The sequence below is a fragment of the Oceanipulchritudo coccoides genome (genome assembly GCF_010500615.1).
GTDB classification, from domain to species: domain Bacteria; phylum Verrucomicrobiota; class Verrucomicrobiia; order Opitutales; family Oceanipulchritudinaceae; genus Oceanipulchritudo; species Oceanipulchritudo coccoides.
In genome coordinates, this window is record NZ_JAAGNX010000001.1 from 631,473 (window position 1) to 645,045 (window position 13,573).

At 54.4% G+C, this 13,573-nt stretch carries 13 protein-coding genes and 1 riboswitch; of the genes, 9 read left to right on the forward strand and 4 right to left on the reverse strand.

What is annotated here, in order from left to right; translation table 11 throughout:
- Positions 1 to 64: 64 nt before the first annotated feature.
- Positions 65 to 1,453, forward strand: coding sequence for a sodium:solute symporter family protein (locus G0Q06_RS02480; protein ID WP_163962132.1), 1,389 nt, complete (start codon positions 65 to 67; stop codon positions 1,451 to 1,453).
- Here G0Q06_RS02480 and G0Q06_RS02485 read toward each other — a convergent pair.
- Entirely contained in the window at positions 1,450 to 3,546 is a 2,097-nt protein-coding gene (locus G0Q06_RS02485) for a TonB-dependent receptor (protein ID WP_163962135.1), read from the reverse strand. The genes G0Q06_RS02480 and G0Q06_RS02485 overlap by 4 nt on opposite strands.
- A gap of 50 nt (positions 3,547 to 3,596) precedes the next feature.
- Positions 3,597 to 3,718: riboswitch (TPP riboswitch) on the reverse strand.
- 21 nt (positions 3,719 to 3,739) lie between these two features.
- On the opposite strand from G0Q06_RS02485, the gene G0Q06_RS02490 reads away from it, so the two are divergent.
- Entirely contained in the window at positions 3,740 to 4,489 is a 750-nt protein-coding gene (locus G0Q06_RS02490) for an HAD family hydrolase (protein ID WP_163962137.1), read from the forward strand.
- Here the strand turns inward: G0Q06_RS02490 and G0Q06_RS02495 are convergent, their stop codons facing one another.
- Complete coding sequence (locus tag G0Q06_RS02495) at positions 4,490 to 5,074, reverse strand: rhomboid family intramembrane serine protease (RefSeq protein WP_163962139.1); 585 nt, start codon at positions 5,072 to 5,074, stop codon at positions 4,490 to 4,492.
- Positions 5,075 to 5,175: 101 nt separating this feature from the next.
- Here G0Q06_RS02495 and G0Q06_RS02500 point away from each other — a divergent pair, with 101 nt between their 5' ends.
- The 5 genes from G0Q06_RS02500 (at position 5,176) to G0Q06_RS02520 (ending at position 9,913) form a co-directional block, all read left to right on the forward strand.
- Entirely contained in the window at positions 5,176 to 5,679 is a 504-nt protein-coding gene (locus G0Q06_RS02500; RefSeq protein ID WP_163962141.1) for a deoxycytidylate deaminase, read from the forward strand.
- Positions 5,680 to 5,706: 27 nt separating this feature from the next.
- A complete protein-coding gene (locus tag G0Q06_RS02505; RefSeq protein ID WP_163962142.1) occupies positions 5,707 to 6,267 on the forward strand; it encodes a YqgE/AlgH family protein in 561 nt (186 codons plus the stop codon).
- 73 nt (positions 6,268 to 6,340) lie between these two features.
- Positions 6,341 to 6,784 (forward strand): thioredoxin family protein, encoded by a 444-nt coding sequence (locus tag G0Q06_RS02510; RefSeq protein ID WP_163962144.1) that lies wholly within the window; start codon positions 6,341 to 6,343, stop codon positions 6,782 to 6,784.
- Positions 6,785 to 6,897: 113 nt separating this feature from the next.
- Positions 6,898 to 8,184 carry a glycosyltransferase family 4 protein gene (locus tag G0Q06_RS02515; protein WP_163962146.1) on the forward strand — a complete coding sequence of 429 codons (1,287 nt, stop codon included), beginning with the start codon at positions 6,898 to 6,900 and terminating at the stop codon, positions 8,182 to 8,184.
- A gap of 1 nt (position 8,185) precedes the next feature.
- Positions 8,186 to 9,913 (forward strand): sugar phosphorylase, encoded by a 1,728-nt coding sequence (locus G0Q06_RS02520; RefSeq protein ID WP_163962148.1) that lies wholly within the window; start codon positions 8,186 to 8,188, stop codon positions 9,911 to 9,913.
- A 15-nt stretch (positions 9,914 to 9,928) separates the two neighbouring features.
- Here the strand turns inward: G0Q06_RS02520 and G0Q06_RS02525 are convergent, their stop codons facing one another.
- Together G0Q06_RS02525 and G0Q06_RS02530 are read right to left on the reverse strand one after the other, a co-directional pair.
- On the reverse strand, positions 9,929 to 10,519 hold the full coding sequence (locus G0Q06_RS02525; RefSeq protein ID WP_163962150.1) for an OmpA family protein: 591 nt from the start codon (positions 10,517 to 10,519) through the stop codon (positions 9,929 to 9,931).
- 54 nt (positions 10,520 to 10,573) lie between these two features.
- A complete protein-coding gene (locus tag G0Q06_RS02530; protein ID WP_163962152.1) occupies positions 10,574 to 11,245 on the reverse strand; it encodes a response regulator in 672 nt (223 codons plus the stop codon).
- An 87-nt stretch (positions 11,246 to 11,332) separates the two neighbouring features.
- Between G0Q06_RS02530 and obgE the strand changes: the two genes are divergently transcribed.
- A complete protein-coding gene (gene obgE / locus G0Q06_RS02535; protein ID WP_163962154.1) occupies positions 11,333 to 12,337 on the forward strand; it encodes a GTPase ObgE in 1,005 nt (334 codons plus the stop codon).
- 16 nt (positions 12,338 to 12,353) lie between these two features.
- Positions 12,354 to 13,556 (forward strand): response regulator, encoded by a 1,203-nt coding sequence (locus G0Q06_RS02540; protein ID WP_163962156.1) that lies wholly within the window; start codon positions 12,354 to 12,356, stop codon positions 13,554 to 13,556.
- Positions 13,557 to 13,573 lie beyond the last annotated feature (17 nt).

Below are 13,573 nucleotides of genomic sequence, written 5' to 3' on the forward strand. Positions count from 1 at the left end.
TGATCGGTGGCTTGGCAAGGATTCGAAAAATTCTTCATCACGGTAACGTGCTCAAAGCCTTTCCATGTCCTTCCATCCATTAGATTTTGCGATAGTCGCCGCTTATTTTGTGGTAGTGGTTGTGCTTGGCTGGATCAAGAAGGCCCAGCCCAAGGATGAGGATTATCTTCTGATGGGTCGGCAACTCACCTTGCCGGGGTTTTTGCTCTCCCTCGTCTCGACCTGGTATGGCGGCATTCTTGGATCGAGCGAATACTCTTACTCATACGGTTTCAGCAACTGGATTGTCTTCGGGGTCCCTTACTATGTCTTCGCCATCCTCTTCGCCATTGTCCTCGCCCGACGGGCCCGAAGGAAGTATGTCGTTTCCATTCCACACCTGATCGGTGAGAATTACGGTCCGGCCGGACGCGTGCTGTCCGGAATTCTTGTCCTGATCCTGGCCACGCCTGCCCCTTACGTTTTGACGATTGGCGTGCTGCTGCATTTTCTCTTTGGCGTACCCTTGGTCCCGGGGATTATTGCCGGGGCACTATTTTCGTTTATCTATGTGTACCGCGACGGGTTGGCTGTCGTTGTCCGGACGGACTTGTTCCAATGCATCCTCATGTACGGTGGCTACATCGTTCTCTTTCTCTTTGCCTGGTGGACATGGGAAAGTCCGGTCCAGCTTTGGGAGGCAGTGCGCGAACGCTCGCCGGATCATGTTTCCGTGACAGGGGGAAGCCCCGTCTCCTACATCCTTGTCTGGTTCTTCATGGCAAGCTGGACACTGGTCTCGCCAATGTTTCACCAGCGCGTCTACGCATTGAAGGATGAACGCAATGCCCGGCGGGGGATTGTCTTCGCGGTGCTCATGTGGACCGTGTTCGATTTTCTGACTACCTTTGTCGGCCTCTATGCCTTCGTCCATCTTCCGGACCTGTCGGATCCCCGCATCTCGCACCTTGCCCTCGGCGAGGCAATTTTGCCAATCGGAGCCTATGGATTGTTCATAACCGGGATATTGAGCGTCGTGATGTCGACTCTTGACAGTGAGCTGTTCGTCTCGGGGGTGACCTTGGGCCCGGATATTCTTGGACGGATGCCGGGTGTCAAGCGCCTGCGCAAAAGTGTTCTGACGCGGATTGGAATGGCGCTGGTAGCCCTTGTTTCCATAGGGTTTGCGATCTTCGTCCCAAGTGTCGTGGATATCTACTACACGATTGGGACCCTTGCTGTCCCGGGCCTGCTCTTGCCGGTGCTCAGCAGTGCGGGCGCTTTTCCAAGTGTTCCTCCGCGTTTTGCGGTGGCCCATCTGGTTGTCGTGCCGCTGGTTGCGGCGACTTGGTATATTGCCGGCCGGGCCATTCCGGACACCCTCCCGGCCATAGAAGCCTTTTATCCGGGATGTGCCGCCAGTATCCTGATTTGGTCAGCCGGTTTGCTGGTGGGCCGTTCAGGCAAAGCTTAAAAGGTTTTCTTGAAGGAGAGACCAAGCTGTCTGGGTGATCCCTGGCTGACCCACTTGCGCGGATTGTCATAGGCCGGTGGTTCGTTGGCGAAGTAGAAACCACGGGTATCGTAGCGCTCATCAAGGAGGTTGTTGGCCCAGAGGGTGAGGCTCCATGTATCCGTGCGCCAACCGGCACTCAGGCTGACAAGCGTGTAGGCGGCCAGGGATTGCTGGTTGGCTACGTCGAACGTGTACCCGTCTTTCCCTTCTACTGAAGCTTCGGCAAAAAAGCCCGAGTTAAATTCAAGGGCAGCACCTGCGGAATACGTGTAGTCAGGTGAGTAACCCTGCTCACGGTCATCAAGGACTACTTGCGTAAACCCGTCATTCGGATCGATGTATTGATATGAATCAAAAGCGGCATTGAGGAGCCCGGTGCTGGCAAAAAAGCGAATCCACTCCGCTGCCTGCCAATCCAGTTCCAACTCCAGTCCGTAGTTGTGCCCGGATGCCGCATTGTCCTTGAACAGGGCAAACGTATTTCCATCACCCAGCTGGATGGAGGAATCGACCTGAATGTCCTTGCGGTCCATGTAAAAGGCGGTGACGTGCAGGCGAAGGCGGTTTTCAAGGAAGATGGCGCGCCATCCCAATTCATAGTTCCACATCGTTTCCGAGTCGTAGACCCGGGATTCGGCTGGAATGTCGTTGTCGAGGTTCACCCCGCCAGCCTTGAAGCCCCGGTCAATTGAGGCATAAAGGACATTATCTTCGGACGGTTTGAACTCAAGGGCGAGCTTTCCACCCCATGGTGTCTCACTGTTCCCGAGGTCGATTCCAAGTGTATCGGAATATTCTATACGGACATCCTCAATGCGCCCGGCGAGGGTCAACAAAAGGGTTTTTCCCATCCTAAGGCGGGCCTGCCCGTAGATGGCCGCCGTTTCCGACCGGTAGGTGCTCTCGGTTCCAAAGTAGAGTTGTTCCTCCTTGAAGTCGCGATGGTAGAGACCGGCAATCCAGGCGTTCTCACCGGACTGGCCCGTGGGCGAGGAAGCACGCAGGTCATTGGTGAGCACCCTGCGGTCGCGGTCCGTCACATCTGTTCCCCCGTAGACTTCCGGGCCGTAGATGGATTCAAGCTCATCCGGGTTGCTCCAATCCCAGTCGTAACTGTACAGGATATCGGTGTCAGAACCCGAGACCTGGTAGGTAATGTCCATTCCTTCGTTGACATGCATGACGGCCTTGAATCCCGCGGCCACGGTTTCCTGTTCGTCACGGCCCGGCTCGTCGGTTGTCGTGATGAAGCTGTTGTTGGTGAGCGACCAGGCGTCGTACCCGTTGTCAAAGTCGAAATACAGGAAGGTCATCGAGATATCGAGGTTTCGTGCGGGATTCCATGCCAGCTTAAGGCGTGCGCTCGTCTCGTCCCGGGCGTTTGTGCTGTCCTTGCCGAGGAACCGGTTTTCCCTGTATCCATTGTCTTGATACTTGTGAAAGGAGATCCGGTAGGCTGCCTCACTTGAATCCTGGTTTCCAACCGGGCCTCCGGCAGCAAAGCCGAAGGAAAACAGGTCATATTCACCGACTGTCGCCTCAATGCTTCCTTCCTGGAAGCTGGTTGGGGAAACCGTTTCGATGAGGATCATTCCTGCCAGCGCATTGGCCCCGAAGGCGGCGGCCTGTGGGCCACGGAGAACCTCAACCTGCTCGACATCAAACAGGCCAGCCACGGATCCGATTCCAGTGAAGTCTATCCCATCGATGATGAAGCCGACTGAGGAGGCGGGCAGCTCATTGCCGAACTGGCTGTTTTCCCCGACACCCCGGATCTGGAAGAAGCGGGGTCGTGCTGTTCCACCGGCCCAGTTCAGGTTAGGAATTTGCCCGAGGAGGTTTTCCAGATGGGCCGCACCATTGGAGCTGGCTTCTGCCGAGCTGAGGATAGTCACGCTGGCGGGAAGCCGTTCAATCGGGCTTTGAAGAAGGTCGCCCCGGACGATGACCGGTTCCAGTTCATGGATGGTGTCGTCCTGCGCGTACAAGGCGGGACTTAGAAACAAGCCCGTCATGGCCAGTAAGTGTGGAAATAAGTTTTTGGAAGTCATGGTCACTGCTTTGTTTGAGGCTTCCAACGCTGGAGCGGAGCCGGTTTGCGAGTGACACAGACTTCCTTTCCTACGCCGGTATGAGCCGGATCAGGTTCTAAGGGTTCACCGCTAATCCGCCGAAGCGGAGGGCCATGTCTCAGACTCATTCAAGTCACCCCCAGGACAAGGGCGAAGATTCCCCGATGTGCAGATGAGTCAAGAGGAAATCGATCTTTGCGTTTGCGCTCTCGTCAATCAGCCAATTGCTTGCCCCTTCATGGATGCGATTTTGCAGATCAGGGGATTCCTGCTCGATATGGACGGGTTGCTTCTCGATACGGAGAAGGTTTCCCACCGTTCATGGCTGGAGGCCGAACAGGAGACGGGTTTCCAAATGCCCGCCGGATTTCATGGGAGCTTGATTGGTCAATCCATGGTGGCCATCGGTACCCGGCTTCGGCAGGTCATGGATCCCCGGTGTGATGTGGAGGCGTTCCTGAAAGTCGCTGAGCGCATATACAGGTCTTTATTAAAGGATGCGCCGATCCCACTCAAGCCGGGTACGGTTGATTTCCTTGAGTATCTTTGTCAGATGAATGTGCCGCGATGCCTGGCCACATCGACGCACCGCGAATTGTGCGAACAGAAACTGGCTTCCACTGGACTTGCATCCCTGATTCCTTTGCGAGTCTGCGGGGATGATGTGAAGCACAGCAAACCTGCCCCGGATATTTATCTGGAGGCAGCTTCACGGATTGGCGAAGTGCCATCCAGCCTGCTTGTCCTGGAAGATAGTGAAAACGGCATTCGTGCAGCTCTCTCGGCGGGTTGCCAGGTGGCGCATATCCCGGACATCGGCCCGGTTTCACTGGATTGGCAGGTCCGGACGGATTGTGTCTTCAGGAGTCTGGACGATGTTAAGGCCGCTTTGGAGCGGGGCGAAATACAGGTCCTTTCCTGATCACCATCTTGGCGTCTCGACGCGTTTGGCAATCAGGAATCCGGCAAATCCACCCAGCACGCCACCGGCGATATGTGCAAACTGGGCAATCTGGTCGACTCCGCTGAGGGCACGGATAACTTCACCCCCCAGAAAGATCAGGGAGATCAATACAAAGGTGAGCGGGATCGTCCCCGATTTGGCATTGGCAAAGCTCGAAAGAATGATCAGGGCAAAGACAATGCCACTGGCCCCGGCGAGGGCTCCTGAAAAGAAGAATATCATGATCAGGCCGGTGATGAGTGCGGTGATCAGGCTGAGGACAATGAGCATCGTGGGCCCGTACATTTCCTCAAGCATCGGGCCCACCAAAAGGAAAACAATTATGTTTGAGAACAAGTGCTGGGCGGAACCGTGACCAAGGACGTGGAGGAATAAACGCGGATAGGTCGTCCAATCGCCCAGGCTGGCTGAGCCCGGAATGGAGAACCAATGCCCGAGCGCCCAACCCCCGCTCAATGTGTTGGCCACGTAAACGACCATTGCCAGAATAGCAAAGGACAGGCAGTAAGGCGCATTGTAATCAATCTTCAGCCGGCTTTTCATGGAGCTTTTCTAGAGGCCCGGTTGTCCTCATGCAAGAAAGCTTTGGGGCTGGGGGTATTGTTGTATTGCACCGGAAGTGTAGTTTGCCTTTAGCTCCTCGAATGACCGCTTCCAAAGATTTAAATCCTGATGGCAATCCCCGTAGTGAGCTGTTGCAACGGGTGGCGGCTTTGGTTGAAGGGCGTGAGGAGCGGCCAAGCTGGGACGAATACTTCATGAGTGCGGCGCTGCTGTTCAGCCTGCGCTCAGCCTGTGAACGCCTCCATGTGGGCTGCGTGCTCGTCTCCGGAGGCAAGCAGAGCAATCGGATTGTGGCGGCTGGCTACAACGGGTTTTTACCTGGAGCACCGCATTCAAGTCATATCCGGGAAGGTCATGAGATGGCAACGGTCCATGCGGAGCAGAATGCCATCGCAGATGCCGCCCGGCGAGGTGTTTCCCTACAGGACTCAACAGCCTATATCTCGCACTTTCCCTGTATTAATTGCGCCAAAATGCTGGCCTCCTCAGGGGTTGTTGCCATAAAATACCATTGGGACTACAATAACGACCCTTTAGTCAGCGAATTGCTGGATGAAGTTGGAATCGCGATCGAACAATATTAATGAAGCCACTTGAAAGGAAATATTCCAATGGATGAAACACCCACACCGGTCCAGAGCCTCGCGGGGTTTCTGCTCGGAGCCCATCCCAACTTGATTGACCCGAATTTTAATCGGAGCGTTGTCCTGCTCTCGGCTCATTCAAACGAGGATGGGGCCCTCGGCGTGATCATCAACCGGCCCACGGGGAAAAGTCTTGGTGCACTGCGTGAAGACATGAATACGCCCTTGCTGGAGAATCTTCCCGTGTACGAAGGGGGTCCCGTTTCGCCGGAGGAGATACTCCTTGTCGCATGGAAATGGAATCTTTCCCGCCAGCACTTTCGTCTCTTCTTCGGTCTTGAACCGGACAAGCTGCAGGAGTTGGTTGATGCGGATCCGACCATTGAGGCGCGAGCCTTTCTCGGCTATTCCGGTTGGAGCGCCGGCCAGCTTGAGACGGAGGTGAGTCGTTTTGACTGGGCTATCAGCCCGTTCGTCCATCCATTCGGCAAAATGCCGCCCCAGAATCTCTGGCGCCAGCTTCTCGAAAAGATCCGCCCGGAGTGGGGAGTCCTCGCCGACTTTCCGGATGATCCGTCCGTGAATTGAATAATTCATCGGTTTTCTGGAATAAATTCCTGTCTGGGCTATCCTAATTTCACAACACAACTCTATGAATCATATGAAAATCAAATCAATCCTCCCGCTTATTGGCCTTCTACTGGCCGCCATTACTGTCCACGCCTCTGGCGAGGGCTGGCTTACCGACTTCGACAAGGCGATGTCACAGGCCAAGGAAAAAAATAAAGTCATCCTTGTGGAATTTCATGGATCCGATTGGTGCCCTCCCTGTATCAAGCTCAATAACGAAGTCCTGAGTACGAAGGCTTTCAAGGACCTGGCAGACGATTCGCTCGTCCTTGTCGACGCGGATTTCCCGCGCAAGTCCAAGTTGCCGGAAGCTCAGCAAGCTCATAATGATGCACTGGCCAAAAAGTACGGTGTACAATACTTCCCAACGGTGCTCCTGATCAGTACCGAGGGAGAGGTTCTCGACAAGATGGTTGGCTTTCCAAAGGGCGGTCTCGATGGCTTCCTTTCATTCATCAAGGCCAAGGCCGGTTGATTACCCGCTTCTTTAACCATTTTCACGCAAAAGCCGGTGGATTCTTTCCATCGGCTTTTTCTTTTTGTAAAGCAGGCATGGTCTCTGCTAGGTTTAGGGTTTAGGAATTTTTCATGGGAAAACGATTTGGATTTGTCTCCACTCGCTTTGCGGGAACGGATGGCGTCTCGCTTGAGAGTGCCAAGTGGGCCCACGTGCTCTGGAACGATCGTCACACAAGCTTCTGGTATAGTGGATTGAGTGACCGGGATCCGGGATCCTCCCTGTGTGTGCCCGAGGCCTATTTTGGTCACCCGGAGGTCCAGTGGATCAACAAGCGGATCTGGGGCCAAAGGCATCGCGACCCGCTGGTATCAAGGCGTATCCGCGAAATGGCAGCTTACCTGAAGGAGACCTTGTACGAGTTTGCGGATCGCTACCAACTCGATGTGCTGGTGCCTGAGAACGCCCTGACCATACCGATGCACGTCCCGCTTGCCGTCGCCATTACGGAATTCCTCATTGAAAGCGGGATGCCGGCAATCGCCCATCATCACGATTTCTATTGGGAACGGGTGCGTTTTTCCATCAATGCGGTTCAGGACTATCTCGACATGGCTTTTCCTCCGCGTCTGCCACATATGGCCCATGCCGTCATCAACGCCGCCGCCCAGGAGCAATTATCTCTCCGGAAGGGAGTCGGAAGCCTCCTTATTCCCAATGTCTTTGATTTTGAAAAAAGCGCTCCCGAGCCTGATAAATATGCGGCGGATGTCCGTGAAGAGATTGGCCTCGAGCCGGATGACATCTTCATATTGCAGCCAACGAGGATTGTTCCCCGCAAGGGGATAGAGCATGCCGTGAAGCTGGTCAGCATGCTGCGCAACCCGCGTTGCAAACTGGTCATTTCGCATGATGCGGGTGACGAGGGGTATGAGTACAAGCACATGATCGAGGAGTTGGCCCGGGAGGAAGAAGTCGATATCCGCTTTATCGGGGACCGAGTCTCGGAAGTGCGTCAGCTCGACGCCGAGGGCCGGAAGCTCTACACGCTGTGGGACCTGTATCCGTATGCCGATATTGTGACTTACCCGAGCACTTATGAGGGATTTGGGAATGCCCTCCTCGAGGCGATTTACTTCAAGAAACCTGTCGTGATTAACCGCTACAATATTTTCATTGAGGATATCGAGCCCAAGGGCTTTGACTTGGCTGTCATCGATGGATTCATAACACGGGAGGCAGTCAGGAAAGTACAACGACTCCTGAATGAACCGGATTATTTAAAAAGTGTCGTGGACCACAATTTCGTGGTCGCTCGCCGCTACTACAGCTATGCCACTTTGCGCCGCCACTTGCGCATGATGATCAATTCACTGACCGGGTGGGGACCTTCAGTCTCGCGGTCAAACGGACGGTAGCATGTTATCGCGAACACAGAAGCACCACTTGCACAAGCGCCTGCACCGGCTTTACGGCGATCGCGCATCCCAGCTGATCAGGCGTTTTGAAGCACTGCTCGGACGTTACGGCGTGGGACTGGATCCGCCTCTCCAGACGGAGTTCTGGGATCACCGGACGGCGGTTGTCATCACCTATGCAGACTCCATTCGCCGACAGGGAGAGCGTCCGTTGCAGACCCTGCACGCATTCTGCAAGACCCGCCTCAAGGGAACGCTTTCAACAATTCATATCCTTCCCTTTTTTCCATGGAGCTCGGACGACGGATTTTCTGTAATTGATTTTCGGGAGGTACAAAAAGACTACGGAAAATGGGACGATGTGGAGCAGTTGGGGAGTGATTTTGAGCTGATGTTCGACCTCGTCCTCAATCACTGTTCTCGAAAGAGCCAGTGGTTCAGGGATTATGTCACTGGAATTGCCCCGGCCCGTTGGTATTTCCTGCCCATGGATCCGAAAACCGACCTCTCGTCAGTGGTCCGTCCGCGTCCCTGGCCCCTGCTCACAAAGACTGCCACCCGGGATGGCCCGGCCCATGTTTGGACCACCTTTAGTGCCGATCAAGTTGACCTGAACTGGCAGAATCCGGATGTCCTTTTTGAGTTTCTTGATATTCTGTTCCTCTACCTCTCCAAAGGTTGCCGGATCTTCCGGCTGGATGCAGTCGCCTTCATTTGGAAACAGGTGGGGACGAATTGCCTGCATCTGCCCGAGACGCATGAGATCGTGAAATTCTTCCGTGATGTCCTCGATCTGGTTGCTCCCGACGCAATCCTGCTCACTGAAACGAATGTTCCCCACGAGGAGAATATCTCATACTTCGGCGACAATGATGAGGCTCACATGGTCTACAATTTCAGCCTGCCACCGCTGATTTTGCACGCGCTCCTCATGGAGGACGGAACTGTCTTGAGCAATTGGGCGAAGTTGCTTCCTCAGCTCTCGCCCGGACAAACCTTCTTCAATTTCACCGCTTCCCATGATGGTATCGGGGTACGTCCGCTTCAGGGGATCATTCCAGACAAGGACATCCAATGGCTGGCCGACGAGGTGGTAAAGCGGGGCGGTCGTGTTTCGATGAAGGCCAACAGCGACGGTTCCCAGAGCCCCTACGAGCTGAATATCAGCTACATGGAAGCACTGAGGGTGATTGATGACCATGCGCTCAGCCTGACCCGTTTTCTCCTGTCGCAGGCAATTGTCCTCGCCTTCAAAGGTGTGCCCGCCCTCTACATCCACAGCCTGTTGGGCTCCGGCAACGATTACGAGGGAATGGAGGCAACCGGTGAAAACCGTTCCATCAACCGGAAAAAGTGGGATGCTGATGAATTGGATGAGCTTCTCGATGATCCGGATTCACCTAACGCCCTCGTATTCCGGAAGTTGGCCCAGTGGTTGGCCGTGAGGAACCAGCATCCGGCCTTTCATCCGGGAAGCCAGATGCAGGTTCTTGACCTGGATGCCGGCATTTTTGCCTTTTTGCGGACTTCCCGTACCAAGGCGGAAAAGATTCTCTGCCTGTTTAACATGACATCCAAGCCCCGCGAGGTCTTCTGGGCCGATTGTTTTCCGGGAATCAAACCCCGGGATCAGGTGCGCGAGTTACTGTCCAACAAGCGGGTCGGAGCAAAAAAGGGCAAAATCACCTTGCCGCCGTTCCATGCCTCCTGGCTGATGGTCAAGGCTTGAGCGAGTCTCTATTTCTCAGGGAATAATGATCAGGTCCGCACGGCGGTCCATACGCATCTGGTCGTCGGATCCCTCGGTAATGGCATCCAAATCTCCCTTGGAGACGGTTTCCAGTCGGTCAGGGGAAATCCCCACCTGTTCCAGATAGGCGACTACACTGCCCGCCCGGCGATCGCCGAGGGCCATATTGTATTCAGTCGTTCCGCGCCAGTCGCAATGCCCTTCAGCAAGGAGTTTGGCATTTGGATTCGTTTCCAGATACTGGGCCGCTTCCTGTAGCGTTGCCCGGTCCGCGGGACGAATGAAGGACTGGTCGAATTCAAAGTAGATGGGAGAAAAGAGGTTTTCGAGGCGATTACCGTCGTCCATCATATCCGGGTCGCGGGTTTCCAGGCCCAGCGCGCCAGCCCGGGCGATATCCTCTGGGCTGATCCAGTCAGCGGAACCAGGACCGGTTCCGGTTCCCTGTCCGCGAACGGCTGTCATGGAAGGATCCGGGGTTTGCGGGCCACGGCATCCGGCAAAGACAAGGCCGGTGAGGAGGGCCAGGAGAATAAAACCAAAGCGGAAGGTGTGTGCGGATTTGAGCATCTTGTATGAAAGCATTTTAGCGGGAATTGAGTGAATCAAGGAAAAACTCTGGCAGGTAGAAATTGAGGGTCAGGAATCACCCTCGCTTTGGGGGCGTGTGGGCGGTTCGATTATCCGGTGTTCAATGGCGAAGCGGGTCAGGCTGGCGACATCATGGAGGTCGAGTTTGCGCATCAGGTTGGTACGGTGGTTTTCAGCTGTTTTTACGCTGATACTGAGGATGTTGGCAATTTCCTTGGTGCTGTTGCTTTCGGCAATCAGTTGCAGGATCTCGCGTTCCCGCGCGGTCAGGCGTTGCAGGGGAGGAGTTCCACTGAAAGCGGGATTAAACATGGAATGTCGCAGGATTTCCGCCACTTCCGGGCTGAAGTAAGTTCCCCCAGTGGCAACAATTTCGAGGCCCTTCTGCAACTCGACGAGCGGCGCGGTCTTCCCGATGAAGCCGTGGGCACCGGCTTCCACCAGCTCACGCAGCAACATTGCATCCTGATAGCCGGAAAAGACGAGGACGTGGACATCCGGCAGCTGTCTTTTAAGGCGGCGCAGGATCTCGGCCCCGTTCAAACCCGGGAGCATGATGTCCAGGATGATAAAATCAGGCTTGGTCTCGAGGCATTCGTCGAGGGCCTTCCGCCCGTCGCCAGAGGAGGTGACAATTTCCCAGTCCTCCATGGTGTGGACAATTTGGGCGATCATGTCCCGTACCGCCGTATGATCTTCAATTATGGCTACCTTTTTCATTTTGGTAAAGTCAGAGTGGTATGAATGAGAGTCATGTTGCTCATTTTTCCTTTGCCAAGGCAAGTGTGAACAACCCTAGTAATCTTAATGTTTGTCGATGAGGTGGAAGTCAAGCTACGAGCGGGCGATGGTGGGAACGGTTGTGCCAGTTTTCGTAGGGAAAAATTTGTTCCGAAGGGCGGACCCGACGGGGGAGACGGGGGCAACGGGGGCAACGTCATCCTCGAGGCGGATGTAAATTCAGCGGATTTGCGCCAGTACTATTTCAAACCCCATTGGAATGCCAAAAACGGCGCCCCGGGAATGGGTAGCACCCGAAATGGCCGCGGCGGCGCGGATTGTGTCCTGAAAGTCCCCCCGGGGACGGTCGTTCATGACGCTTCAACTGGAGAGGTTGTCCTTGAATTGCTGGAATCGGGCGAACGCCATGTCCTTCTGAAAGGGGGGAGCGGCGGTTGGGGTAATATCCACTTCAAGAGTTCGGTCAATCAGGCTCCCCGTCAATTCAAGGAGGGAACGCCGGGCCAGCATGGCACCTATCGTTTTGTCCTGAAGACCATTGCTGACATCGGGCTGGTCGGATATCCAAATGCCGGCAAATCGACCCTGATCGCTGCCATGACAGCTGCCAATCCGAAGACAGCCAGCTATCCCTTTACCACCCTGAACCCGGTGGTCGGCGTGATGGAGCCGGAGGAGCCGGGTGGAATCCGCATCCAGTTGGCCGATATTCCGGGCCTTATTGAGGGCGCTCACTCCAACAAGGGACTTGGCCACGCCTTTCTGCGGCATATCGAACGATGTAAAGGGCTTGTTATATTAATTGATCTTTCCGGCGTGGACGGGCGAGAACCATGGGCTGATTATCAAAATCTTTTGAAAGAATTGGATTACTATGGACAAGGGCTTGCCGCCAAGCCTCGAATCATTGTGGTAAATAAAGTGGACGAACCAGCAGCAGCGGATCATCTCGAGACATTTCAGAAAAAAACTGGAACAAAGCCCGTTCCCGTATCCTGTTTGCTGGGTGAAGGGCTTCCGGAACTCCGGAAGGCTCTTTTTTCGTTCGCCAACGAAATGACACAGCCCTAGGCAAAAACAGGATTTCATGAATAAATGCGTACTTATTGTCGACGATGACCACGAGTTCAGTTCCCTCTTGAGAGGGATCTTTGAGCAGGCTGGATACACTGTCCACACGGCAGACACGGCAGACCATGGGTTTGAGCTTCTGCAGAAGGAGCCAATTGAGTTAATTGTCACGGATGAACGTTTGCCCACCGAGATGTCCGGAAGCGACTTGATTCACAAGTTGCGGGAGTTGGATCGTAAGGTCCCCGTGATCATGGTTTCAGGCTATTTAAATGACGGTGCCATCCGGGACCTTATCGCAGACGGGGTGGACGGCGTTTTTATCAAACCACTGAATATCTTTTCCCTGCTTAAGAAAGCTTCCCAGATTCTGGAGTCCCAGAACAAGCGGTCCGGATCGGATGTAGATAACTCAAGTGAGAGTGAGGCGGCTGCAGGAGGGCGGTCAATCGGCCATATTCAAGGTCATTCCGAGAAGGGTAAACAATTTCTCAGCCGGGCCATTGCCGCATCCGCATTCAAGCGCAATCTTCTCCTTATTGGTCCTCAAGGTACCCTTTTTGAGGAAATCAGCCGGGACATTGTTAATATCAGTAGCTCCGGTGAACGCTGTATCGCCTTCAAACCGGGTGAAGTGACAAAGGAAAGCCTGGAGAAACCGTTTGGCGGCGACAATGCGGACCAGCCAATTACGATGGTTATTCTTGATGCTGAGCAACTCTCTGCGGAGGAAGGCACTTTGTTGATGGATCTTGTGGACGCGCGGGGCGGCGCTTCAAGCAGCTTGAGAATGATTTTCTGTCTCAGCCGATCGGTCGAGGAACTCTACGATGCTGAGAAAATTGATGATGAGATGTATCTTTTCCTTGGTACGAACGAACTGGTCGTGCCGGCGATCAAGGATATGCCGGAAGATCTTCTGGCGATTGCCAAACAGGAAATTTCCGAGCGATCCGAGGAGGCCCCTTTTGATGCCAAGCTTCGCTCCTTCCTTCTGGATTATGCCTGGCCGGATAATATGTTGGAATTGCGCGCAACCATCGTCAAGGCGATCAGCCTGTCCCAGCCGCGCCCGCCCCAGTTGAAACATTTTGCGGCGGCCTTGAATTCTGACAAGGGAACCGACAGGCTTAATGATTCCCGGTCTTCGTTGGAGCGTTTTCTTGTTCAAGAGAGCAAGAAGTACCAGACTGCACTGAATATTATTGGCGATGCCTGAATTTCAATCCCGTTAAT

Bases quoted from the DNA above. Each gene is read 5' to 3' on its own strand.
- G0Q06_RS02530 (WP_163962152.1), bottom strand. From the start codon at position 11,245: ATGAAAAAGGTAGCCATAATTGAAGATCATACGGCGGTACGGGACATG.
- G0Q06_RS02525 (WP_163962150.1), bottom strand. From the start codon at position 10,519: ATGCTTTCATACAAGATGCTCAAATCCGCACACACCTTCCGCTTTGGT.
- G0Q06_RS02490 (WP_163962137.1), top strand. From the start codon at position 3,740: ATGAGTCAAGAGGAAATCGATCTTTGCGTTTGCGCTCTCGTCAATCAG.
- G0Q06_RS02505 (WP_163962142.1), top strand. From the start codon at position 5,707: ATGGATGAAACACCCACACCGGTCCAGAGCCTCGCGGGGTTTCTGCTC.
- G0Q06_RS02480 (WP_163962132.1), top strand. From the start codon at position 65: ATGTCCTTCCATCCATTAGATTTTGCGATAGTCGCCGCTTATTTTGTG.
- G0Q06_RS02510 (WP_163962144.1), top strand. From the start codon at position 6,341: ATGAAAATCAAATCAATCCTCCCGCTTATTGGCCTTCTACTGGCCGCC.
- G0Q06_RS02540 (WP_163962156.1), top strand. From the start codon at position 12,354: ATGAATAAATGCGTACTTATTGTCGACGATGACCACGAGTTCAGTTCC.
- G0Q06_RS02515 (WP_163962146.1), top strand. From the start codon at position 6,898: ATGGGAAAACGATTTGGATTTGTCTCCACTCGCTTTGCGGGAACGGAT.
- G0Q06_RS02485 (WP_163962135.1), bottom strand. From the start codon at position 3,546: ATGACTTCCAAAAACTTATTTCCACACTTACTGGCCATGACGGGCTTG.
- G0Q06_RS02500 (WP_163962141.1), top strand. From the start codon at position 5,176: ATGACCGCTTCCAAAGATTTAAATCCTGATGGCAATCCCCGTAGTGAG.
- G0Q06_RS02520 (WP_163962148.1), top strand. From the start codon at position 8,186: ATGTTATCGCGAACACAGAAGCACCACTTGCACAAGCGCCTGCACCGG.
- obgE (WP_163962154.1), top strand. From the start codon at position 11,333: ATGTTTGTCGATGAGGTGGAAGTCAAGCTACGAGCGGGCGATGGTGGG.
- G0Q06_RS02495 (WP_163962139.1), bottom strand. From the start codon at position 5,074: ATGAAAAGCCGGCTGAAGATTGATTACAATGCGCCTTACTGCCTGTCC.